25 protein-coding genes are annotated in these 21,161 nt (G+C 40.8%); 14 read left to right on the top strand and 11 right to left on the bottom strand.

From position 1 onward, the window contains the following. Positions 1-161 precede the first annotated feature (161 nt). The 3 genes from JW841_05640 to JW841_05630 form a co-directional block, all read right to left on the bottom strand. A complete protein-coding gene (locus tag JW841_05640; GenBank protein ID MBN1960408.1) occupies positions 162-1,361 on the bottom strand; it encodes a hypothetical protein in 1,200 nt (399 codons plus the stop codon). Then, a complete protein-coding gene (locus JW841_05635) occupies positions 1,358-2,341 on the bottom strand; it encodes a hypothetical protein (protein ID MBN1960407.1) in 984 nt (327 codons plus the stop codon). The genes JW841_05640 and JW841_05635 overlap by 4 nt, the downstream gene beginning before the upstream one ends. A gap of 69 nt (positions 2,342-2,410) precedes the next feature. Further along, the gene (locus JW841_05630) at positions 2,411-4,726 is read right to left on the bottom strand and encodes a tetratricopeptide repeat protein (GenBank protein ID MBN1960406.1); all 2,316 of its coding nucleotides are present in this window, start codon (positions 4,724-4,726) and stop codon (positions 2,411-2,413) included. Between the two features lie 169 nt (positions 4,727-4,895). Between JW841_05630 and bamD the strand changes: the two genes are divergently transcribed. From bamD to JW841_05610, 4 genes are all read left to right on the top strand, one after another. Continuing rightward, on the top strand, positions 4,896-5,711 hold the full coding sequence (gene bamD, locus JW841_05625) for an outer membrane protein assembly factor BamD (GenBank protein ID MBN1960405.1): 816 nt from the start codon (positions 4,896-4,898) through the stop codon (positions 5,709-5,711). Positions 5,712-5,715: 4 nt separating this feature from the next. After that, entirely contained in the window at positions 5,716-6,423 is a 708-nt protein-coding gene (locus tag JW841_05620; protein MBN1960404.1) for a tetratricopeptide repeat protein, read from the top strand. Positions 6,424-6,435: 12 nt separating this feature from the next. Beyond that, on the top strand, positions 6,436-7,362 hold the full coding sequence (locus tag JW841_05615; GenBank protein ID MBN1960403.1) for a DUF4388 domain-containing protein: 927 nt from the start codon (positions 6,436-6,438) through the stop codon (positions 7,360-7,362). A 96-nt stretch (positions 7,363-7,458) separates the two neighbouring features. Further along, positions 7,459-8,952, top strand: coding sequence for a proline--tRNA ligase (locus tag JW841_05610; GenBank protein ID MBN1960402.1), 1,494 nt, complete (start codon positions 7,459-7,461; stop codon positions 8,950-8,952). Between the two features lie 22 nt (positions 8,953-8,974). Here the strand turns inward: JW841_05610 and JW841_05605 are convergent, their stop codons facing one another. Further along, positions 8,975-9,367, bottom strand: a complete 393-nt coding sequence (locus JW841_05605) for a DUF1311 domain-containing protein (GenBank protein ID MBN1960401.1) — start codon at positions 9,365-9,367, stop codon at positions 8,975-8,977. 194 nt (positions 9,368-9,561) lie between these two features. Between JW841_05605 and JW841_05600 the strand changes: the two genes are divergently transcribed. The 3 genes from JW841_05600 to JW841_05590 are packed head-to-tail and all read left to right on the top strand — an operon-like array spanning position 9,562 to position 10,513. Then, complete coding sequence (locus JW841_05600) at positions 9,562-9,936, top strand: DUF3795 domain-containing protein (GenBank protein MBN1960400.1); 375 nt, start codon at positions 9,562-9,564, stop codon at positions 9,934-9,936. Then, complete coding sequence (locus JW841_05595) at positions 9,933-10,196, top strand: DNA alkylation repair protein (protein MBN1960399.1); 264 nt, start codon at positions 9,933-9,935, stop codon at positions 10,194-10,196. Before JW841_05600 ends, JW841_05595 begins: the two co-directional genes overlap by 4 nt. A 53-nt stretch (positions 10,197-10,249) precedes the next feature. Continuing rightward, positions 10,250-10,513, top strand: coding sequence for a hypothetical protein (locus JW841_05590; GenBank protein MBN1960398.1), 264 nt, complete (start codon positions 10,250-10,252; stop codon positions 10,511-10,513). On the opposite strand, the gene JW841_05585 is transcribed toward JW841_05590, so the two are convergent. Genes JW841_05585 through JW841_05575 form a run of 3 tightly spaced genes read right to left on the bottom strand, consistent with a single transcriptional unit; the run spans position 10,510 to position 12,795 of the window. Next, the gene (locus tag JW841_05585) at positions 10,510-12,072 is read right to left on the bottom strand and encodes an amidohydrolase family protein (protein ID MBN1960397.1); all 1,563 of its coding nucleotides are present in this window, start codon (positions 12,070-12,072) and stop codon (positions 10,510-10,512) included. The genes JW841_05590 and JW841_05585 overlap by 4 nt on opposite strands. A gap of 13 nt (positions 12,073-12,085) precedes the next feature. Then, positions 12,086-12,400: a nucleotidyltransferase domain-containing protein gene (locus JW841_05580; protein ID MBN1960396.1), complete on the bottom strand. Its 315-nt coding sequence runs from the start codon at positions 12,398-12,400 to the stop codon at positions 12,086-12,088. Then, entirely contained in the window at positions 12,397-12,795 is a 399-nt protein-coding gene (locus JW841_05575; GenBank protein MBN1960395.1) for a nucleotidyltransferase substrate binding protein, read from the bottom strand. The genes JW841_05580 and JW841_05575 overlap by 4 nt, the downstream gene beginning before the upstream one ends. Positions 12,796-12,916: 121 nt before the next feature. On the opposite strand from JW841_05575, the gene JW841_05570 reads away from it, so the two are divergent. The 5 genes from JW841_05570 to JW841_05550 all read left to right on the top strand — a co-directional run bounded on the left by JW841_05570 (position 12,917) and on the right by JW841_05550 (position 17,167). Further along, positions 12,917-13,276, top strand: coding sequence for a nucleotidyltransferase domain-containing protein (locus JW841_05570; protein ID MBN1960394.1), 360 nt, complete (start codon positions 12,917-12,919; stop codon positions 13,274-13,276). Next, positions 13,273-13,665: a HEPN domain-containing protein gene (locus JW841_05565; GenBank protein MBN1960393.1), complete on the top strand. Its 393-nt coding sequence runs from the start codon at positions 13,273-13,275 to the stop codon at positions 13,663-13,665. Before JW841_05570 ends, JW841_05565 begins: the two co-directional genes overlap by 4 nt. Positions 13,666-13,814: 149 nt before the next feature. Then, positions 13,815-14,486, top strand: a complete 672-nt coding sequence (locus tag JW841_05560; protein ID MBN1960392.1) for a succinate dehydrogenase cytochrome b subunit — start codon at positions 13,815-13,817, stop codon at positions 14,484-14,486. 15 nt (positions 14,487-14,501) lie between these two features. Continuing rightward, a complete protein-coding gene (locus tag JW841_05555; GenBank protein MBN1960391.1) occupies positions 14,502-16,421 on the top strand; it encodes a fumarate reductase/succinate dehydrogenase flavoprotein subunit in 1,920 nt (639 codons plus the stop codon). After that, positions 16,418-17,167, top strand: coding sequence for a succinate dehydrogenase/fumarate reductase iron-sulfur subunit (locus JW841_05550; protein ID MBN1960390.1), 750 nt, complete (start codon positions 16,418-16,420; stop codon positions 17,165-17,167). The genes JW841_05555 and JW841_05550 overlap by 4 nt, the downstream gene beginning before the upstream one ends. Positions 17,168-17,366: 199 nt before the next feature. Here the strand turns inward: JW841_05550 and JW841_05545 are convergent, their stop codons facing one another. Continuing rightward, positions 17,367-18,500 carry a hypothetical protein gene (locus JW841_05545; protein MBN1960389.1) on the bottom strand — a complete coding sequence of 378 codons (1,134 nt, stop codon included), beginning with the start codon at positions 18,498-18,500 and terminating at the stop codon, positions 17,367-17,369. Positions 18,501-18,695: 195 nt separating this feature from the next. Then, entirely contained in the window at positions 18,696-19,154 is a 459-nt protein-coding gene (locus JW841_05540; GenBank protein ID MBN1960388.1) for a sigma-70 family RNA polymerase sigma factor, read from the bottom strand. Between the two features lie 157 nt (positions 19,155-19,311). On the opposite strand from JW841_05540, the gene JW841_05535 reads away from it, so the two are divergent. Together JW841_05535 and JW841_05530 are read left to right on the top strand one after the other, a co-directional pair. After that, the gene (locus tag JW841_05535; protein ID MBN1960387.1) at positions 19,312-19,455 is read left to right on the top strand and encodes a hypothetical protein; all 144 of its coding nucleotides are present in this window, start codon (positions 19,312-19,314) and stop codon (positions 19,453-19,455) included. Next, positions 19,455-20,213 (top strand): YkgJ family cysteine cluster protein, encoded by a 759-nt coding sequence (locus JW841_05530; protein MBN1960386.1) that lies wholly within the window; start codon positions 19,455-19,457, stop codon positions 20,211-20,213. Before JW841_05535 ends, JW841_05530 begins: the two co-directional genes overlap by 1 nt. A 68-nt stretch (positions 20,214-20,281) precedes the next feature. Here JW841_05530 and JW841_05525 read toward each other — a convergent pair whose 3' ends face one another. Next, entirely contained in the window at positions 20,282-20,725 is a 444-nt protein-coding gene (locus JW841_05525) for a type II toxin-antitoxin system VapC family toxin (GenBank protein ID MBN1960385.1), read from the bottom strand. A gap of 2 nt (positions 20,726-20,727) precedes the next feature. After that, on the bottom strand, positions 20,728-20,964 hold the full coding sequence (locus tag JW841_05520) for a ribbon-helix-helix protein, CopG family (protein MBN1960384.1): 237 nt from the start codon (positions 20,962-20,964) through the stop codon (positions 20,728-20,730). Between the last annotated feature and the right edge of the window lie 197 nt (positions 20,965-21,161).

Below are 21,161 nucleotides of genomic sequence, written 5' to 3'. Positions count from 1 at the left end.
TCCCGTCGATCTTCACGAAATCCGCTACTTACGGCCACGTGCTCGTAAAAATCCTGCCTGCGACTTGCCACTAGCAAGCCTCAGCATAATTTTACTTAAGCGCGAGGCCATCGTTTACACGGCTTTCGTGAATCTCTCGGTCCAACATTTAAGGACACCCCCTAAGTATTCTCTTTGTCTGATGATCGTCTGCTTATGTCTTTGTTGTCGATAGGCGCTGATTCATGCGTTGTTTCATTAGGCCGATCTCGTCGACGTCGTTTACGTCGATGCTGCATAGCTTGCTGAGCATCATAATTATTCTCAGTATAATTATCTGATGCTGCGCTTTCTCCTTCTTCTTCGCTATTTGAATCATTGTCATAATTATCTTGACCTCTTAATGTATTTGCTTTTGTTGGCAAGCCATTTTGTCGTGTCGTTTGAGCTATTGATGCTTCAGAGGGACGTTTAACGAGATCACCATTGAATTCTAAATAGCGGCCATCAAATAACTGTACTCGTATAAGACGCCGAATAACATCTACGTCTTTAACTCTTCCTTCACCTTCAGGTGTAAACACCCGTTTGCCTAGCTTTGGTAAACCTTGACGTAGCTCTGCATAGGTAGATTCTTCATAAGCTAAACAGCATTTTAATCGCCCACAAATACCTGATAGTTTATCTTGGTTTAATGTTAAATTTTGGTCCTTCGCCATACGAACTGAAATAGGATTAAAAGTGCATAAATATGTGGCGCAGCATAATTCTCGTCCGCAAACTCCAACGCCACCACATAAACGCGCTGCATCACGAACCCCAATTTGACGCATGTCAATACGGGTATGAAAACGACGAGCTAAGTCTTTAACTAAAGTACGAAAATCAACACGCTCATCGCTTACAAAATTAAACATAGCGCTCGAGCCAGAATGAGCAAACTCTACCGAGATAAGTTTCATTGGCAGGGATAAGGCTTTAATTCGCTCAACACAGAAAGCTGCTGCTTCACGCTCTCGTATTTTATTACGATGATGAGCATCAATATCTTCTTGGGTTGCGACACGTAACACGTGATACATTAATTGATCGGCAGGACGTTGGCATACTTCTACTACCGTCCCCAATCTAGTTCCTTTTGCAGTTTCAACAATTACCTGGGTGTTAGAACTAAGTTCAATATCTTGGTAGCCAAACTCACGAACCTGGCCAGGCGCATTAAAATGAACAATTACTGCGGGCATGGGGTCTTTTCCCTTTATAGCCGCCAGCTCTTGAGCAGAATCGTTAGTTACTGTTTCATTGGTACACGCACATGAATTATTGGAGTCATCGTATGACCCGTTGGAACCTGACGATGGTGGTGTGCCAATATCATTCATGCGTTACCTGCTAAACCGGCCCCCAAGTCCCGAAAAACTGACTCCATCACCAAAGTACGATTGAGGTGAAAAGCTAATAATCGCCGTAATAGCGCTATTTTTGCTGCAGCTTTAGCTAATAAAGGTGGCGCCATAGTTAAAATTTGAGTTTCTTTTTTATCAATATAAAGCTGATCATTACGGGCCCCACGCTTATTTGCCAAAGAATCACGTATTAACACTTCAATAAAAGCCAAGGCCAAATCAGCACGCTCGCGCTGCTGACCAATAGCAGCAGCCATAGAAATTACCACGCTAATTTCAGCAGTTGGAGATAATGCTTTATGTAAATTCGCTAACACCTCTTGGGCCCCTAAATCTATCAATTCATTTGCACGCTCTATATTTGCGCCAATTATTGGTGCAAATACTTGGGCTAAGTCTGGATTAATACCAGCCGCAACTAAATCTTGCCAGGCTGATAAACGATCTTTAGCGGCAATTCGCAAAATTGCACAACGAGAACGCACGGTTGGCAATAAAGATTTTATCCGAGTTACAGTTAACAAAAAACAAATTGCCCCTGGTGGCTCTTCTAATGTCTTTAATAATGCATTTTGTGCTTGGGCTGTAGCCGCATCTGCTGCACTAATTATTATAATTTTCATTGGTGCTTCATAAGCACGCATATTAACCCATCCACCTATTTCACGTACTTGATCAATAGTTATAACATTTTTATCATTAGGAGTAATGTTGATAAAATCTGGATGATTTTTTGTTGCTAATTTACGACATGCTAAGCAAACACCGCAGGCATCAATGCCATTGCGCTGCTGACAGAAAAGCGAGGCAGTAAAACTATGAGCAATATCTTCGGTGGTGTTAAAATCGACACCTACTAATAAATAAGCATGATGGCGCCTTTGCGATAACACTATAGACTCAAACACACCTGCTAAATGAGGCTGCCAACTTAAAATTGACGACAGAGACGGCATTTATTCCTTATATCATCGTCAGTACTGCAAACTGCAAGGTAGATACTCTTACTAAAAACAATTGCAGTCTTACCTCACACCCGCACGGGCTCTAGCTTTATCAGCAAACTCACCGCGAGGTGCTAGGGTTAAGTACATTTTGCATGCCTCTTTAGCTTCTGGACCACGTCCAAGTATACGACACAAAAAAAAGTGACAATTGGGTTCATAACGGTAAGTATCGATACCCTGTTGGTACAAGCGCTCAGCATGATCTTTTTCACGATTTGCTTCGTAATCAAGTCCAAGTTCACACCATAGTATGGCTTGCTCAGGTTGCATAACATCACTTGGAATATTTTCTAAAAACGCTTCAAGATATTTAATTGCATCAAGCTTTTTGCCACTTTCGCGCATAGCTTCTGAAATCCCAACAACAGCACGAGTAATCAATGAACCGCCATCTTCTTTTTTTACGCTTTTATAGACTTCAATAGCTTGAGCATATTTTTTTTCAGCACTTAAACTGTCACCTTCAAGAATCTTTAGCTCAGGATCATTTGGATTAAGTTGCGCGGCACGATTAAGGGTTGCTTTGGCACCAACTGAATCGCCTGAACGAATTTGCGCATCGGCCAATGTCCTAAAATAGCGAACATTATTTGGATCCATCGCTGCAGCTTTACGTAAATATTGAATACCCTCTTTGGCGTGCCCAAGATTAAGCAAGCCCGTTCCGCGACGGTAATACATCAAGGCACTTTGGCTATCAAAACGAAATGCTGTTGCAAATTCACTGTCAGCTTCAGCTTGCTTGCCTTGCCACTGTAAAAGTTGTGCTGCCGCAAAATGTGCTAAAGCTAAAACCGTGCTATCAAGTTGCTCTGGAGGCATTTTTAAAACTTTTTTAATCGCCTTACCAATTTCTACCTGACGCTGTTGCAAAGCCAAACCACGGTCAAAATCCGTCAAAGCCTGACCGATAATTGCTCGGGCATGATCATTAACGTTCTGTAGTGCTGAATGAAAATTTTTATCTGCTTGGGCGTAATCATCAAATTGATAATAATACCAACCAAGAAAATTAAATATACGAGCTTGTGAAACTGCCGATTGAATTAAGCGCCGTAGTTGAATTTTAGTTTCTTTATCTTGTGGTTTGACTTCATTCATCAAACGAAAAGCTTCAAGTTCAACAAATGGGCCAGAACCACCATGATCTATTATCTTTTTTATATCAGCAATACCTTGATCAAACTGCCTTTCAGCATAAGCAATTAAAGCACGGGCTGCGACACGATATTCAGTTTCTTCTTTATTTTCCTCCATAGCCCTACGCAGATAATCTTTAGCTTTTGGTAAGGCATCGGCTTGACGGAAATCAGTCGCAAGAATGGCAGAGGTATAGGCTAATGCACCTAACGTCAAATTATGGCTATTATCAATCGCCAAGATTTCATTACCTTTACGCAATACATCTTGGTAACTGACATATTTATCTTCGTATAAAGCTACCTTTAAATCAGCGTATTTTTTACTTATTTCACGAGTATTAGTCGATCGTATGTATTGAATGAATATAATAACACTCGCAATTATTAGAACAGTTACAGCCACATATAATGTAGTTTTAATTGAGCCGGCATTTTTAGGTACAAAACCAAGAATTGTCAGACGACCTGGGCCAGCAGTTTCGATATCTGATGCCTCATGCGAAAAACCCAGCGTTTCAGGAGCAAAAAAGTCGTGTACATGCTCAAGTGGTCGCAGCGGTTCTACGGCAGGTACAGGCCCGGTTGAGGCTGCAGGAGGAGGCATACCGCGTGGCTGCAAGGGTGGTGGATAAAAACCACCAGGAGGAGCGCCTCTTGGGGGCATATTAGGGGGCATAGCTGTCGGCGGAGCATTGCCATATGGTACTGGGCCAGTTTGACCTGCAGCACCAGGAGGCGGCATACCCATTACTGGACGAGCCACCATAGGCGCTGCGGGCGGAGGCGCAGCAGTTGACACTGCCATTCCGGCTTGTTGCAAGATAGCTCTGGCTTCAGCGCGATTGGGATCAGCTATCACCGCTTGTTGAAGTTTAGATAGCCCTTCATCATTGCGCCCTTGCTCAAGCAACAATTTTCCTAAAGCTTCAAGACCAATTGGACTGCCGGGAATTTCTTTTAGCAGCAGCTCAAGCTCAGCTAAGGCTTTAGGTATTTTGCCCTGTGAGTTGTAGATGCGTGAAAGCATCACACGACCACGAGCATCTTGGGGGGCTTGCTTTATACCCTTCTTGCATACAACCATAGCTTCCATAAAGCGCTTCTGCGCTAGGTAAGCCTCGCAAAGTGGTAGGCAAGCCTCTAGATTAGGGTTTTTTGCAAACTCGATTTCTAGAGCGTGTATGTCAGCCATGATCTCTCATTTTGGCAAAACCTACATTCGCATTAGGTTAAAGCATCATCTAGCAATGGATCCAGAGAAAAGTCAAAGTCCATGCAGACTCTCCCTTGTTAGTTTTTACCTTGACGTGCTATCGGTAAGTGTCATGTTTTTCAAAAAAACCCGTTGCCATTTGAGCTTATTGCTTATTTTTTTCACTATTGGTGCCTGCGCTGGCCCAGATGCTTATCTTAGTGGGCGCAAAACAGCTGAATTTTTTTACAAAAAAGCTAATAAAGATCTTAAAGATGGTATGTACCCCGAAGCTTTAGCTGGTTTTGCTGAGGTAAAAGCAAAATATCCCTATTCAAAATATGCGATCTTAGCTGATCTACGTATTGCTGATACGCATTATGCGCGCGGTAAATTTATAGAAGCGATCGACGCTTATAAGCAATTTATCAAAATGCACCCTGCTCACCCAGAAATACCCTACTGTCGTTGGCGAATTGCCGAAGCGCATGTCAAACAAGCGCCTGAAGAATGGTGGTTTATGCCGCCGGTAGCAGAAAAAGATCAAGCTGATATTCAAAATGCTATCGCTGCTTACCAAGAACTAATTGATAGCCATGCCGCTAGTGAGTACGTAAAAAAAGCACAAAAAAAAATTATTACTTGCCGCCGACGTTTAGCGAATCATGAATTGTATGTGGCAAATTTCTATTGGAATAACGAAAAATGGCGCGCTGCAGCAGCGCGAGCTGAGGGACTTGTCCAAAATTATCAAGATGTTGGTTTAGAAGCGCAAGCCTTGTTGCTTGCAGCTTTGGCTCGTAAAAATGCTAAAGAACCTGAACTAGCACGTAATGACGCACAAAAGCTTGTCGAAAAATTTCCAAATTCAAACGAAGCTCAAACCGGTAGGATTCTCTTACAAGATTTGCCAACTCCATCAAAATCGGCAAAACCTAAAACAGAGACCTCCACATCCCAAAAAATCCCAGCAACAGGGGAATAAAAAAATGGATGAATTGCGCCAGTTACTTGCACTTGGCACAAGTTATTACCAAAAAGGCGACTACGAAACGGCGCTGCCCTTGTTAGAGCAAATTATTACTCGTACTCAGGTCTTTGCCGATGTCTATAATATGTTGGGGGTGATTTATCATGGTCTCGGACAATTTTCTAAAGCTGAAAAATATTTTATTAAAGCTCTTGAAATAAATCCTGGATATATCGAAGCTGCGCTTAATGCTGCTGTTTTATTCAATAACACTGGAAAATACGAAGAAGCCAAAAAAAGCTATACGCAAGCTCTTACGGCAAATAAGCATCAGGCTGGTGAACTCGACCTCCATGTTGCTGGTAAAATAGCCAACATGCATTGCGAGATCGGTGATGCTTATCAAGCTGCTGGGCGTCCCAAAGATGCAATAGTTGAGTATTATAAAGCTTTAAGTCTTGGCCCCTCCTTTGTTGATATTCGCGTCAAATTAGCAATAGCATTGCACCAATCAGGAAATACTTACAGTGCTATTGACGAACTTTCTCGTGTAATTAACGAACGTCCTGACTATCATCCTGCTAGAATTCAGCTAGGTTTATGTTTATTTACTTGTGGTCATGAAAGCGAAGCACTTAATACTTGGAATGAAGTCTTAGCAAAAGACCCAAACAATGCTACAGCTGCAATGTATGTAAAATTAGTAGGTGGCCCACAGTATACGTGAGGTGAGATAGCCATGGGTTTGGCACTAAAATTCATCTCTGGTCGTTACCATAGCGGAGAAATCGAACTCCCCGAAGAAGGCGAGTTGAGTATTGGGCGTACCCCAGAGAGAGACTTAGTACTCGCAGAAGACATGGTATCACGCATGCACGCGCAACTCGTTATTCGTCGTGATGCTTTGTATCTTACTGATTTGGGATCAACCAATGGCACCTTTTTAAATGGTGAAAAAATTAAACGTGCCGAACTCAAATTGCATGACCGTATATTGATTGGTACCTCAATACTAAAAGTTATTGACCCGGCTGAATTTTCTACTGGTGCTAGTGAACGAGCTGACGTTAAAGCCATGATGGAGCGACTTGGTAAACGTCCTGCCGATAGCTCGACCATGAGTGGAGATATCACTGAAGTACCATTACCTGACTTACTACAACTCTTCGCAACTAATCAAAAATCAGGAATGTTAACTATCAGTAGTGAGCTGCGTGGTAAAATATATATTAAAGAAGGAAAATTAATTTATGCTGTTATCATCGGTGAATTGCCATTATCACCAATTAAAGCATTAGGTCGTATGCTACTATGGGAAAAGGGTGCATTTGTACTCGAAGCACTAGATGATAAAATCGAATTCGCCGAAACTTTCGCATCTGACACTGAAAGCATTCTTTTAGAACTTATGCGTCAAGTTGACGAACTTAAACGCTTACGTTCGCGAGTTCCTGATGATGAAGCCCAATTAAGTTTGCGAGTTCCGTTGGTTTCACCACTGTCAGCATTAGCAAAACTTGATCTTGATACGCTACAACTAGCGATAAATTTCGGCCTTGTTCGAGATATTATCGATCGCTCTACTGGTACTGATTTTGAAGCTTACACCAGTATTGAAAAACTTCTTAACAAAGGCTATCTCGAAATCAATGAGTCGCCAGCCTAAATTTGTTATTAGATAAATCATCATACTCTTGCGACCCTAAGCAATATACATATACAAAACGCAAAATCTGCTGCTCTTAAAAAAGGTGTAAGTATTATGACTAACAAACAAACAGAAAAAAAAACCAATACCAATGCAAATAACTCAAACAAGAACCCTGATAAAATAACACCACGCGATGTTGATTACTCGCGCTGGTATCTTGATGTTATTCGTCAAGCCAGTCTTGCTGAAGCTGCTGAAGTCGTCAAAGGTTGTATGGTTATTAAACCTCACGGCTATGGTATTTGGGAAAAAATCCAACGTGGTCTTGATGATATGTTTAAAGCTACTGGCCATCAGAATGCCTATTTTCCGCTGCTAATTCCTGAAAGTTTTATTAAGCGCGAAGCAGAACATGTCGAAGGTTTCTCACCCGAGCTTGCGGTAGTAACCCATGCTGGTGGCAAACAACTTGAAGAACCTTATGTTATCAGACCTACTTCAGAAACAATTATCGGCCATTTCTTTTCACGTTGGATTGAAAGCTGGCGTGATTTGCCGTTGCTGATAAATCAATGGGCTAATGTCATGCGCTGGGAGTTACGCACGCGCTTGTTTTTACGTACTGGCGAATTTTTATGGCAAGAAGGTCATACAGCACACGCCAATCATGAAGAAGCACGTGAAGAAGTCATGCGTATGCTTAATATTTACGCCCAGTTTGCCGAAGAATTTATGGCTATGCCGGTGGTGCGTGGGCAAAAGACCCAAAGTGAAAAATTTGCCGGCGCCTTAGCAAGCTATTCAATAGAAGCTATGATGCAAGACGGCAAAGCCCTGCAATCAGGTACTAGTCACGATTTAGGGCAAAACTTTGGCAAAGCCTTTGATGTAAAATTTCAAAATCGCGACGGTGAGCTTGAATATGTTTGGCAGACATCATGGGGCGTTTCAACTCGCTTGCTTGGTGGTCTGATCATGACCCATTCAGATGATAATGGTTTAGTGCTGCCACCAAAATTAGCCCCAATTCAAGCGGTTATTGTACCAATTTTTGGTAAAGATGCGGATGAGGCAGCTGTCAAAGCTGAAGGTGAAAAACTTGCTGCTGAGCTACGTGATCTTGGTATTGCAGTAAATTTTGATACCCGTGACCATAAACCTGGTTTCAAATATTTTGAGTGGGAACAAAAAGGCGTGCCTTTGCGTATTGAACTTGGTCCTCGTGATATAAAAAAGGGTCAAGTGATGATTAAAGACCGCATTGCTAATGAAAAAGCTACATGGCAGCGTGCTGGTATTGGTGAGCGTGCAAAAGAATTTATGAATGATTTTCAAAAGCGTTTGTTTACTCGCGCTAAAAGCAATTTAGAACAAAACTCGGTAAAAGTAGACACTTGGGATGATTTTCTATCAGTGTTTGCTGAGCAAAACTCAAAATTTGTTTATGCGCATTGGGATGGTACTGCTGAAACCGAAGCAAAAATTAAAGAGCAAACCAAAGTTACTATTCGCAATATTCCATTTAGTAGCGAAGCTGAGACCGGTAAATGTATATTAACCGGTAAGCCTTCAGAGCGTCGCGTGCTTTTTGCTAAATCGTATTAATTTCTCCCAGTCTACCACTATGCTATTCCCAGTCTGCAGCTAAACTCATTAAAATCTCTGATTGATATTTAACGATATCTTTTTTGATTCTTGCATTTAAGAGCGAGCCGTCCTCTTTGCCGTAGTGTTTGACTTCAATTATTTTGCTGATCTCAAAAATAGCATCTCTGTAGGCAAGCCATGTTTTTTGAACGTTACGAAATTTGGCTTTTTCGTCAGCAGATAGGTTATTCATAATGCGTTTAAAGTCTCGATTCATTAATGAATCCCAAACGAGCTCTTCTTTATTTATACAGACAATTTTCTCTGCTGTTGATGAACTCTTTTGTTCGCATTTTTCTCTTTCATCAGCTATCGACATATCGTCTGCAACAACCAAATTAAATCCCAACAAAATAAGGATAACTGATTTCATGATGATCCTTCCTTACTAACGTCAATAAATTACTCGCAAATACAGCAAGTTACAACATTTTTAGCATCAATAGCATTGAAAATCCAATTGGGTAATAGATTCTGCTATTGCTATTTTTTTCGTTGAGTGTATACTCAACTAAATATAGAGCATTCACCATTAGTACAGCAAACTGCTAAAGGGGGATAAGATTGATGAAACCAATATTAGCAGACAGCAATCTTGTGGCTTATTGCGGCTTGTATTGTGGAGCGTGTAAAAAATACCTAGATTCACATTGCCCAGGTTGCCACGAAAATACCAAGGCAAGTTGGTGCTTGGTGCGAAAGTGTTGTCAGCAACACCAATACTTAAGCTGTGCCGATTGCCAAGAATTTAGCGACCCTGCTGCTTGTGGTAAATTTAGTAATATTTTTGCAAAAATTTTTGGATTTATCTTTAAGTCTGACCGTAAAGCTTGTATCGCAAAAATTAAAGAGTTGGGTTTAAATCAATATGCCAGCTTTATGTGTAAACATCACAGGCATAGCTTACCACGTCATAACTTTCGAACAAATGAAAAAACATGAGTGCGCAATCCATACTAAAACAATTAAAAAGTATGGGCAGCAAAGAAAAACGCGATAGTATGTCAAAGTATGCTATTAATGTTAACAATGCTTTTGGTATTTCGCTGGTTAAACTTCGCCAAATCGCCAAACAAATAGGCACCAATCATAAACTAGCGCTTGCTTTATGGACTACTGGTAATACTGAGGCACGAATGCTTGCCTGTTTCATTGATGACCCATCTGCTGTTACTCCAGCGCAGATGCGTCTCGCCAACTAAAACTATTCGCCGCTATTGCACCAGTATGTGGTATTTGGACTGGTATGTATGGTATGGCTAAAGTTAATCTTGATAATCTTAAAAGTATTCCCATCTATTTATTTCATAATGACTTAGATAAAACCGTGCCAGTAAGTGAATCACGAACCGCTTATAAGTATTTACAAAATATCGGTGCTCAAGTGCAGTATCGAGAAATAAGTGTCAGTATTAATGACCCGTGGGACTATAAAATCTTTGGTGGTCATAATGCTTGGGACTTCGCTTATGAAGGCACTGAATTAGTCGATTGGTTTTTGCAGCAGCAACTGCCTTAAATACTTCGTCGACTAAACAAACCACGCCATATTAAATTAGCACGCGACTGCCCAGGTTTATATGGCTTACCGGCAAGCAATAATTGCTTAACTTTAATTTCTTTTAATTTTTGCGGTTCAATAGCAAGAGGATTAAGATCTAAAATAATCATGTCAGCAATTTTACCGACTTCTAAGCTGCCACGCCTATCGTCGTCAAAACTCATCCAAGCGGCATTGCGGGTATATAGATTTAATGCTTGTTGAATAGATAAACTCTCTTGTGCACGTGGATGATTACAAGAAGACCAAATACCAAATAGTGGATCTGGAATAGTGCATGGAGCATCAGAACCACCCGCTAGTTTAATGCCCATTTCACACATAGTTTTAAGTGGCATAAGTTTTCTAAGACGAGAACCAAGAATAGAATCTAAATACTCAGGTGGTTCAACGTGCCAATAAATAAAAGCGGGTTGCAATGCTATGCCAATATCTAATTTGGCGCATCGCTCAAGCCCTCGTTCAGTAGGTAGACATGCATGAATAATAGTATGCCGATGATCTTGACGTGGAAAGTCTTCTAATGCTGCCGCAAGCGCATCTACCCCTTGTTCAAAGGCATGGTCACCTATTGCATGCATTTCAATTTGCAAGCCAGCGCGATTAGCTGTACGCGCAAAATCATGTACAACTTGATCAGAGTAAAAAAGCACACCGCGGTTATTATTATCATTAGAATATGGGTCGATAAGTGCAGCATCAAGTGAACCAAATGAACCATCTAGTGCGGTAGCAAAACATCCCCCAACTCGCGGCAATTTGCGCTTAAGCACTTTTTTGATATCCATCGTTTGAAAATATAAACGATAGCTAAGCGGATTACGTAAACCGCGAGCAAATAAGCTTTCAAGTCTAACATCCATATCTAATGGAAAACCAACGCCAGCAACCGAATGAATTAGACCGATGCCATGCGCAGCCATTGTGTCGATCGTGCAAAGCATATCATTTAAAGTCTTGCCTAAAGGAACTTTGGCAGTAATAAAATCAGTAACCCTAAAAAACGCCTCTTGAGTCATAATGCCGGTATCAGCATTAAAACCACGTTGATTTTTTATTTTGTTGGGTAGCTTAGCCAATAGATGTGAATTAATAATACAGGCATGACCATCATATTTGACCATAAATACACCGCGCGTTGAGCATACCGCATCAATTTCACTTTTTGTAATTAATCGTTTTTCTGCAACACTATGAGGTGAAGCACCAAAAGCGGTAATGATCCCTTGCTTACTACTTTTAGCAAATTGTTTAATGGCCGATTGCACATCAGCTATTGATGCAGCAGTACGCACATCAAGCCCGTTGTCAAATAACGCATGCGACATATAATGAATATGAGTATCAGCAAAGGCTGGCAGTAAAGCTTGGTCTTGTAACTTAACGCGAGGCAATTTAATATAATCATTAGGGAGTTCATCACCAACGAAGACTATCTTACCCTTATCTTCAACAAGAAACTGTTTTAGCGAACCTACAGCATCGCAAGTAACTATAGCACCTTCGTAAATTTGCATATTTCACCCTTATTTAAAGTACGGGATAAATTTGTTGGCCTTCGCTCTCAACTCTGTCGAGCAAAGCTTGATTACTGATTTGATTTGCATGGATTACATCTATTGAAAACACTATAGGCAACTCATGCAATTCAAAGCTAAGTCGGCTGAATTCGTTAGCCTCTAATTGCTCGCCATAAACCGCTAGATCGATATCTGAATAAGATTTAAAATTACCTAAAGCCCGAGAACCAAAAATAACTACTCTCTCAATTTTGTGATGCTTCGTAAATACTTCTAAAATTTTGTCAATAATATGCTGGCTAAGCCCAAAAGCAATCGTTTTCATATGTTGCCAATCTTTAATTCGATTTTACTTTCGAGTTCTAAAAATAATCTGACCCCAGTATATTTTACGAACTGATATACTTCTATAGCTAGGTTCTCATCATATGTATGGCTAGTTAAATTACGTTTTTCTAACAACAGACTCCACACGTTACCATCGTCAATTAACCCAAGTTTTAAGGCTTCGCGTAGAGTGTCACGAGGGCTACGCACTTCGATATTTTGAAATTCAAGATAGAGCTTTATCGTTTTCCAGGCGAGTTCAAAGGTAAACTCAAAGCGCTGAATTACCGCATCGCGAATTAATTCATTTTCGGGCTCTTGCAATGCTTGCTGTAATCGCGCAAGCGCTTTTTTGTATTCAGCAATACGCTCAAATAAACGACGACTATCCATAGAAAAATTGATGGATGAATAAAAATTTATTGTCAACACAAATGATTGATTTTCTGTAGATCTATCTTCACCAAACTCCCTAATCTTGCAGCTTACGCTCTACTATGAGTAATCTATAATAATGCTACGTGACCCTAAACTGCTGACGGATACACTAAATGAAAATGAACAAGCCGCACTACAAGCGTGGATCACTTTCGCAAAAGCCGAATATAAAGACGGTATTAAAAGCATAACTATATTTGGTTCGCGCGCCCGTGGGGACCAGAATAACGATTCTGATATTGATATTGCTGCAATTGTTGCTAACGAACTTGCGACAAACGCTCGTAAAGTTTTACGACGTAAAGCAGCCGAGATAAACTTACACTATGACACCGCGTTAGCAATACTGGTACTTAGTGAAAGTCGTTGGAATGAATTGCTATATCATGAAAGACTTATAGCACTTGATATTGAACATGAAGGAATCAAACTGTGACTCCACAATCGCAAATACATAATGCCAATGAGGCACTTACTTTTAGTGAACGTTTTTTAACCGCAGCACAGCAATTAGCTGCAAGTAACCTTTATGACCGTGCGACTTCACAGCTTTATTACGCGGTATTTCATGCAGTGCGCGCCTTGCTTTTTACCGCTGGAATTGAACCGCGTTCACATAGAAGTTTGCGTTCTTTATTTCGCTTACACTTCGTTAAAAATGGACTATTTTTAAATGAAGATGCAGTGTTTTTAGATCAACTATCACAAGAGAGAGAAGATGCTGATTATGTAATCACCTATGTCGTAGATATTAAAGAATATGAGGGATGGCTTACCCAAGCTCAAGATTTAATAGCAAGAATTAAAACGAATGTTCCCCATTAAAATTAATGCAATCGCCACATTCTACCCCCAATTGAAAAATTCCTTTATATCTCAGCAAGTTACATACCAAAAAATTCTACAAACATAGCGCCATTGTAACTCTTGCTCCATTTCGCTATGGGGCCTCACATGAAGGAGTTTTAACGAGGATGATACGATTTTTCTTGTCATCGATTGGCGCCAAAATGCTGGCGGCAGTGACTGGTGTAATGCTTTTAGTCTTTGTAATTGGCCATATGATTGGCAATTGGCAGGTTTTTCTAGGCCCTGACCAACTAAATAATTATGGTATTGCTTTACGTGTGTATCCGTTGCTGCTTTGGGGGGCGCGCGGTGGCATAATATTATCATTGCTTCTACACGTTTTGGCGGTTACGCGTTTAACCTTAATAAATCGCGCGGTCAGACCTCAACCATATGCCATGCAACAACCAGTAAAAGCGAGTTGGGCTTCACGCAATATGTATGTTAGCGGCTTAATGGTGGCGTTTTTTGTGCTTTACCATTTACTGCAATTTACCTGGCGCGTAACTAATTCTGACTATAAAAGTTTTATCGATTACCAAGGCCGTTTTGACATTTATCGTATGGTGGTAGCGGGTTTCTCTAATCCTCTAATAAGCTTAACTTATATTATCGCTATGCTCTTACTCGGGGCGCATCTTTGGCATGGGGGCTCAAGTGTTTTTCAATCACTGGGCATAACTAGTGGCAGAACCCGCAAATTTTTTGATCGGGTCGGCCCAGCGCTTGCCGTCATTATAGTGCTCGGCGAAATCGCTATGCCCATTGCCGTTCTTGCTGGCCTTGTGTCGCTTTAAGTTGGAGATAAGCTAATGTTAAATCTTGATGCCAAAATCCCTAGTGGCCCAATTGAACTTAAATGGCAAAAACATAAGTTCGAAATGAAACTGGTAAATCCAGCCAACAAACGTAAATTCAATATAATTGTTGTTGGTACCGGTTTAGCCGGTGCCTCGGCTGCCGCAACACTCGCCGAGCTTGGTTATAATGTTGACGCCTTTTGCTTTCATGACTCGCCGCGACGCGCCCATTCAATTGCGGCTCAAGGTGGTATTAACGCCGCTAAAAACTATCCTAATGATGGTGATAGTATCTTTCGCCTTTTTTATGACACGATTAAAGGTGGTGATTTCCGGGCCCGTGAAGCCAATGTTTATCGACTCGCTGAAGTATCAAACGCAGTTATCGATCAATGCGTCGCCCAAGGCGTACCTTTTGCGCGTGAATATGGTGGTTATCTTGACAATCGCTCGTTTGGTGGGGCGCAAGTATCGCGCACCTTTTATGCACGCGGGCAAACCGGGCAACAGTTACTTCTAGGTGCATATCAATCACTAATGCGCCAAGCATCTGCTGGACAAGTTAAACTGCATCCACGCACAGAAATGCTCGATGTTGTAATAGTTAATGGGCAAGCGCGCGGTATAGTTACGCGCAATCTAGTAACTGGCTCTATTGAAACATGGGCAGCCCATGCTGTTGTTTTAGCTACCGGTGGCTACTCAAATGTTTTTTATCTTTCGACTAATGCAAAAACCTGCAACGTCACTGCGGCATTTCGTGCTTATAAACGTGGTGCTGGTTTTGCGAACCCTTGCTATACCCAAATTCATCCTACGTGTATTCCCCAAACCGGGGAGCATCAATCTAAGCTAACACTTATGTCCGAGTCGTTGCGTAACGATGGTCGGGTTTGGGTGCCTAAACAAAAAGGTGATAAACGCCCACCAGCGCAAATTCCTGAAAATGAACGCGACTATTATCTCGAGCGCAAATATCCAAGCTTTGGCAACTTAGCGCCGCGTGACATTGCCTCGCGCTCAGCGAAAGAAGTTTGTGATCAAAACCTAGGTATTGGCCCTAATGGCAACGGGGTTTACCTTGATTTTGCAGATGCGCTTAATCGCGTAGGCGCTAAAGTTATTGGCGAGCGCTATGGCAATCTTTTTGAAATGTATGAACGCATTACCGCTGATGACCCATATAAAACACCAATGCGTATCTTCCCAGCGCCTCACTATACTATGGGTGGCTTATGGGTAGATTATAACTTGATGTCAACGATACCAGGGTTGCATGTAATCGGTGAAGCTAACTTCTCAGACCATGGTGCTAATCGCCTTGGTGCCTCGGCGTTGATGCAAGGTTTAGCTGATGGTTATTTCATCTTACCATATACTATTGGTCACTATCTTGCTTCGGCCCAATTAAGTGATGTTGATACTTCGCACAGTGAGTTTGCAGCGGCACTTGCAGATGTGCAAGCCCGTAACGCCAAACTATTGCGCTTAAAAGGCAAACGCTCGGTTGATTCAATTCATCGCGAGCTGGGGCAACTTATGTGGCACAACGTTGGCATGAGTCGTAATGCTGCGGGGTTGCTGCAGACTTTGCAACGCATACCAGAGCTGCGCGAAGAATTTTGGCAAAACGCTATCGTGTTACCTGCGTCAGGTGAAGAATTCAATCAAGAACTAGAAAAAGCTGGTCGCGTTGCCGACTTTTTAGAATTTGCTGAGTTGTTAACTCGCGATGCCCTAGAGCGCAGAGAATCGTGTGGTGGTCATTTTCGCAACGAATATCAACAAGAAGATGGTGAAGCCAAACGCGATGATAAAAACTATGCCCACGTTGCGGTATGGGAACATAAAGGCGATGATAAAACACCAGAGCGTAATATTGAACAACTTAAATATGAAAACGTTGCGCTGGTCACAAGGAGTTACAAATGAAAATAACCCTGAAAATATGGCGACAAAAAAAAGCTGACACTAAAGGTAAATTAGTTGCATACGACTTGAATAATATTGACCCTAAACAATCATTTCTCGAAACTCTTGATACCTTAAATCAGCAATTAATTGCTAAAGGTGAAGAGCCGGTTGCTTTTGAATCTGATTGTCGCGAAGGTATTTGCGGGGTTTGTGGGTTGTATATTAGCGGTACGGCCCATGGTCCATTGCGCGAAACAACTACTTGTCAGTTACATATGCGCACCTTTAAAGATGGTGAGACCATAACTGTTGAACCCTGGCGTGCCAAACCGTTTAAGGTGATTAAAGATTTAGTGGTTGACCGTAGCCCCTTTGATCGCATTATTCAAGCTGGCGGCTTTGTTTCAGTTAATGCCGGCAATGCGCCTGATGGCAACATTGTGCCCATAAGTAAAAAAGCTGCTGACACTGCAATGGATGCTGCGGCTTGCATTGGCTGTGGTGCTTGCGTGGCGGCATGCAAAAACGGCTCGGCGATGCTGTTTGTGGCCGCCAAAGTTGCCCACCTTGCTCACTTGCCCCAAGGTAGCATCGAGGGTCAAAAACGTGTACGTGCCATGATTGCGCAAATGGATGCTGAAGGTTTTGGTAGTTGTACTAATACTTATGAATGCGGCGCCGTCTGCCCTAAAGGCATTTCGGTTGACTTTATTGCCGAGATGAATCGACGATGGTTAGGGGCGACGCTTTTTGACAGTAAATGATTTAATTCATTTTATTATACTTATCTTAATGACCATCATACTAAAACCAGACAACTAGTTTTTATTTTCAGTCAAATTTTTTGACCCATTTTTATCTATCTTAGAACTAATACAATAAAGAAATTGCGATAGCATTGCTATCAAGTAGCAACGGCATCTTATTGCCGAGCAATCGTTAATAATATCCAGCGGAGCCCCATTATGTTTCATAGATAACATCTGGAAAAGTCGGACTGTCAATAATAACTGAAGTATTTTTATCACAGTAATCTGCAAATATACTAATCATAATTCCAAATAATTGATTAAATACATACCGCCAAGCAACGGTAGCTCGTAAAGTTGTAAGGGTTAAATTTTTAGGAATGGTTGTCATATTTTCGCTTTGTTTTAATTGCGCCGCTAGCCAATCAAAACCGATACTTGTGGATAAACGCAGTTCGAAATTTGTGCTTGAAGCAAAAGCTATACCACCGCCGAAGCGAATTCCGGGAGCATGAAAATATAAATAATGACTATTTTCTTCGCCTTTACCTTGAACATCTGTGGATATTTCATATTGTGCAGCAAACCAAATTTGTGGTTTTAATTTTATATTATTAAAACGTAAAGTATTACGAACGCCAACCCCATGAAAGTATGGTCCTGGATAAGAACCGGCTTTTCCAAATTTTCGTACTTCATAAAATGCAGCTATTGCAAAATTTGGGTTTGTAGTTGTGCTATCTTCTGGTGGCACCAATAATGGCTCAGACTGGTTTTCATTTTTTACAGGTACCATTTTAGCTTGGTCTGATTCATCATTTAATATTTTTATAATTTCATTACGAGTAAGAGATTTTTCTGTAGCATCGGTAATAACTTGTAGGGCAGTTTTAAGGGCTTGCGCAATTTGTTCTTCATTAAGTTCAAGATTATTGTTAAATAATTTGACATTACGTAGCACAAAATGACTACGATCTTTATCTGCTATATATATCCGAGCTGATTCTTTTTTAAATTCTATCCATGCTAGTGCAACTGAGTTTTGTAAAAAATATTTATTATCATCAAGAATATCTGGCCGTTGCAATTTTGATTCATTATGGAATTCGACATATAATTCTGTAGGTATTAAAACCGTTTCTATCCGTTGCAATAATTGCTTATGCTCGGCCTTATAACCAACCAATACCAGGGATAAAGTTGAATTCGTTTTTATATTATCATTAAGGGTTTGCGCTTTAGAATAAATATTACCAATGAAAAAAAATGCCCAAAATGCCGGCAGATAAAGAATGACAAATTTATATCTAAAAAATTTTAGAACTATTACCTCGTAATAAATCATCATTATTGTTCGCTGGGTGACAAATTTAGCTCAAGTTCTTTTAGGCGTTCGAAAGCACGCCAGCGGTATTGCGACTGTGGAAATCTCTCAATTAATGAAAGCCAAACTATTATTTCCATTTTTAAATTATCAAGCATACGGTAACAGCGTGCTTGGGCAACTAAAGCTTCTTCGGCAAGTGTAGGGTTATTAGTTGCATTAAGGTATTTGCTGAATTGTCTCTGGTAGTATTGCTAGCGAAGTTGCTAAAACCTGACGTAGCTGCCCCTGTGAGATAGAACAGATAGATTGAGAGCGCGTGTTAATTTCTAATTCTTCAACATTGAAAGTATCATAGAACACCAAGCGATCACGCTTTGCCAGAAAACGACGGGCTTTAAGTGCCGTAAGCACTGCAATCCGATTGGCAAAACTTTTAATAGAGCACTCACTGCGGAATCTAGCTAACGCTTGCACAAAACCAATCATTGCTTGCTGAGCTATATCTTCAATTTCTGAATTTTGATTGCCTAGTATACGCCGTACTGTACTAACTATAGTTGGCCCGATAATTTGCAGCATCGCTTGCAGGGCTTCATGGTCACCGGATTTAGCCGCATTAAAATGCAAACGTAGACAATCTTCATCATGCGCGCGAGAAATAGCACGTGATGGCACTACAGAATTATTTATTGCTCCAGAGCAATGAGTGGCGGTCGCAATAATGTATATATTTCAGGTGTTTTAGCTAAAATTTTTGAAGCTGCAGGTGAAATGGCATTAGCTAAACCATGCCATTTGCAAACGCAGCAATAATTTTATTTAGGAGAAAAAAATGGCTGAAGGTGATTTTAAACCACTTAATGGAATTAAAATTTACGGTACTGATTTAACGGCTTATGCCCAAGAATATGGGCTTTCTGTAGATATTTTAAAATCTAGTAGCACTAACCGCTTGAATTATATACAACTCGAGTAATGCCTAAACCCTCAGCTCATACTTATATTAATATTTCTACTAACTTACGTTTATTTGGCCAAGAGCATCAACTCTCATTTCGTGTGCCTCAAAAGCCATGTCGTTGGAATGATGTCTTAGAACAACTGCAATACCTTACTGATGAAGTGGTTAGCGCAGGCACGGCAAAGACTATACGCGAGGGTAAACCTGTAAGCTGCGGCAAAGGCTGTGGGATTTGTTGCTCACAAATTGTGCCCATTTCTGAAGTTGAAGCTTTTGTCTTACGTGATTTAATCCGGCACCTGCCTGCTATGCGACGCAAAATTATCTATGCACGTTTTGCTACTGCTCAACAACATTTTGAAAAGGTGGGCTTGTGGTCACGCTTAATTAACCCAGATGCAATCTCAGTTGAAGAGTATCAAGATTTTAGTCTTGAGTATTTTAGTTATAATATACCATGCCCTTTTCTTGATGAAGGTTCATGTTCAATTCATCCACAGCGACCGCTGGTATGTCGAGAATATTTAGTTACTAACGACCCAATTGCATGCGCCAATCCTGGTAACGGTAAGGTAATAGACGGAGTTGAATTGCCCAGTAGCGTCTCAGACGCACTTAAGGTTAGTAGCCGGAGCAATACTAAATATGGTTGGGTACCAATGATTGCAATTTTAAAGTGGACTGAAAATAAAGCTATGATTAAGCAAAGCGCCCCAGGGCAAGAATTATTACGTACAATTATTGAGAGTATGACCGCAAGACCGGTCACTTAAGGATTTGTTCGGTATAACCGAGAATATCACGAAGTATTAAGTTAATTCTTAACTTAATATTTAGCTTACTACTTCTGCTCTTTTTTTTCTAAAGGATAGCGCCATTTAAGACCGGTAAAACGTGCATAATCACTGTCAGTAGTAATGAACTCGCAACCTGATTCAATCGCTAGGGCAGCTAAGTAAGCATCTGGTACTAAATTGCCGCGTGCACCACATTTTTTCAATAAGCTAGTGAATATAGAAAAATGCCTCTCCCCTGGAGTAATACGTACACAATTAGGCTGCAATAAAACTTCATGAGCAAAAGTTAAAGCTGTATCTATAGAACTAGGTGGATCAAAAATGCGCGGATGCGTAACAATACGCAAAAAGCTGCTGAGTATAAATTCAGACATGCCGTATGGAACTTCTGCTGCTATAATTTTCTCAAGCCATGATTTATATTCAATATGTTTTAGTGTTTGTTCTTTATGCGCATATACTAATACATTTACATCAATAAGAATCACAATTAATGACCTTCCATAACATCTAATAACTCAGCCATTCGATTGATATCGATACCACTGCGCACACTACCCGGACTGGTTGTAAGATTAACCCTGCGTGGTTCATTTTCTATAGCGCGCGATGCTAAGGCTTGGCGCAAACTATCTTCAATAAGCTCAGTAAGAGAACGCCCTGTGGCTGCCGCAAAACGTTTGGCATTACGTAATAAATCGTCACTAAGACGTACTGTTGTTCTCATGTCTATGACATATCAATATTGCATCAATATGTCAAGAGGAGAATGGAATGGTGTTACCGATTACAAATAAGCTCACTTAAAATTCCTAATTACTAATTCCCTATTCCCTATTCTCTGTTCTCTGTTCTCTGTTCTCTGTTCTCTGTTCTCTGTTCTCTGTTCTCTGTTCTCTGTTCTCTGTTCTCTGTTCTCTGTTC

Source organism: Deltaproteobacteria bacterium, assembly GCA_016931625.1.
GTDB lineage: Bacteria > Myxococcota > XYA12-FULL-58-9 > XYA12-FULL-58-9 > JAFGEK01 > JAFGEK01.
Note: the sequence above shows the minus strand (reverse complement) of the source record. Positions and strands in the feature narration are given on the sequence as shown.

Coding starts and splice junctions, on each gene's coding strand:
- JW841_05640 (MBN1960408.1), bottom strand. CDS start 1,361: ATGAATGATATTGGCACACCACCATCGTCAGGTTCCAACGGGTCATAC.
- JW841_05635 (MBN1960407.1), bottom strand. CDS start 2,341: ATGCCGTCTCTGTCGTCAATTTTAAGTTGGCAGCCTCATTTAGCAGGT.
- JW841_05630 (MBN1960406.1), bottom strand. CDS start 4,726: ATGGCTGACATACACGCTCTAGAAATCGAGTTTGCAAAAAACCCTAAT.
- JW841_05620 (MBN1960404.1), top strand. CDS start 5,716: ATGGATGAATTGCGCCAGTTACTTGCACTTGGCACAAGTTATTACCAA.
- JW841_05615 (MBN1960403.1), top strand. CDS start 6,436: ATGGGTTTGGCACTAAAATTCATCTCTGGTCGTTACCATAGCGGAGAA.
- JW841_05610 (MBN1960402.1), top strand. CDS start 7,459: ATGACTAACAAACAAACAGAAAAAAAAACCAATACCAATGCAAATAAC.
- JW841_05605 (MBN1960401.1), bottom strand. CDS start 9,367: ATGAAATCAGTTATCCTTATTTTGTTGGGATTTAATTTGGTTGTTGCA.
- JW841_05600 (MBN1960400.1), top strand. CDS start 9,562: ATGAAACCAATATTAGCAGACAGCAATCTTGTGGCTTATTGCGGCTTG.
- JW841_05595 (MBN1960399.1), top strand. CDS start 9,933: ATGAGTGCGCAATCCATACTAAAACAATTAAAAAGTATGGGCAGCAAA.
- JW841_05590 (MBN1960398.1), top strand. CDS start 10,250: ATGGCTAAAGTTAATCTTGATAATCTTAAAAGTATTCCCATCTATTTA.
- JW841_05585 (MBN1960397.1), bottom strand. CDS start 12,072: ATGCAAATTTACGAAGGTGCTATAGTTACTTGCGATGCTGTAGGTTCG.
- JW841_05580 (MBN1960396.1), bottom strand. CDS start 12,400: ATGAAAACGATTGCTTTTGGGCTTAGCCAGCATATTATTGACAAAATT.
- JW841_05575 (MBN1960395.1), bottom strand. CDS start 12,795: ATGGATAGTCGTCGTTTATTTGAGCGTATTGCTGAATACAAAAAAGCG.
- JW841_05570 (MBN1960394.1), top strand. CDS start 12,917: ATGCTACGTGACCCTAAACTGCTGACGGATACACTAAATGAAAATGAA.
- JW841_05560 (MBN1960392.1), top strand. CDS start 13,815: ATGATACGATTTTTCTTGTCATCGATTGGCGCCAAAATGCTGGCGGCA.
- JW841_05555 (MBN1960391.1), top strand. CDS start 14,502: ATGTTAAATCTTGATGCCAAAATCCCTAGTGGCCCAATTGAACTTAAA.
- JW841_05550 (MBN1960390.1), top strand. CDS start 16,418: ATGAAAATAACCCTGAAAATATGGCGACAAAAAAAAGCTGACACTAAA.
- JW841_05545 (MBN1960389.1), bottom strand. CDS start 18,500: ATGATGATTTATTACGAGGTAATAGTTCTAAAATTTTTTAGATATAAA.
- JW841_05535 (MBN1960387.1), top strand. CDS start 19,312: ATGGCTGAAGGTGATTTTAAACCACTTAATGGAATTAAAATTTACGGT.
- JW841_05530 (MBN1960386.1), top strand. CDS start 19,455: ATGCCTAAACCCTCAGCTCATACTTATATTAATATTTCTACTAACTTA.
- JW841_05520 (MBN1960384.1), bottom strand. CDS start 20,964: ATGAGAACAACAGTACGTCTTAGTGACGATTTATTACGTAATGCCAAA.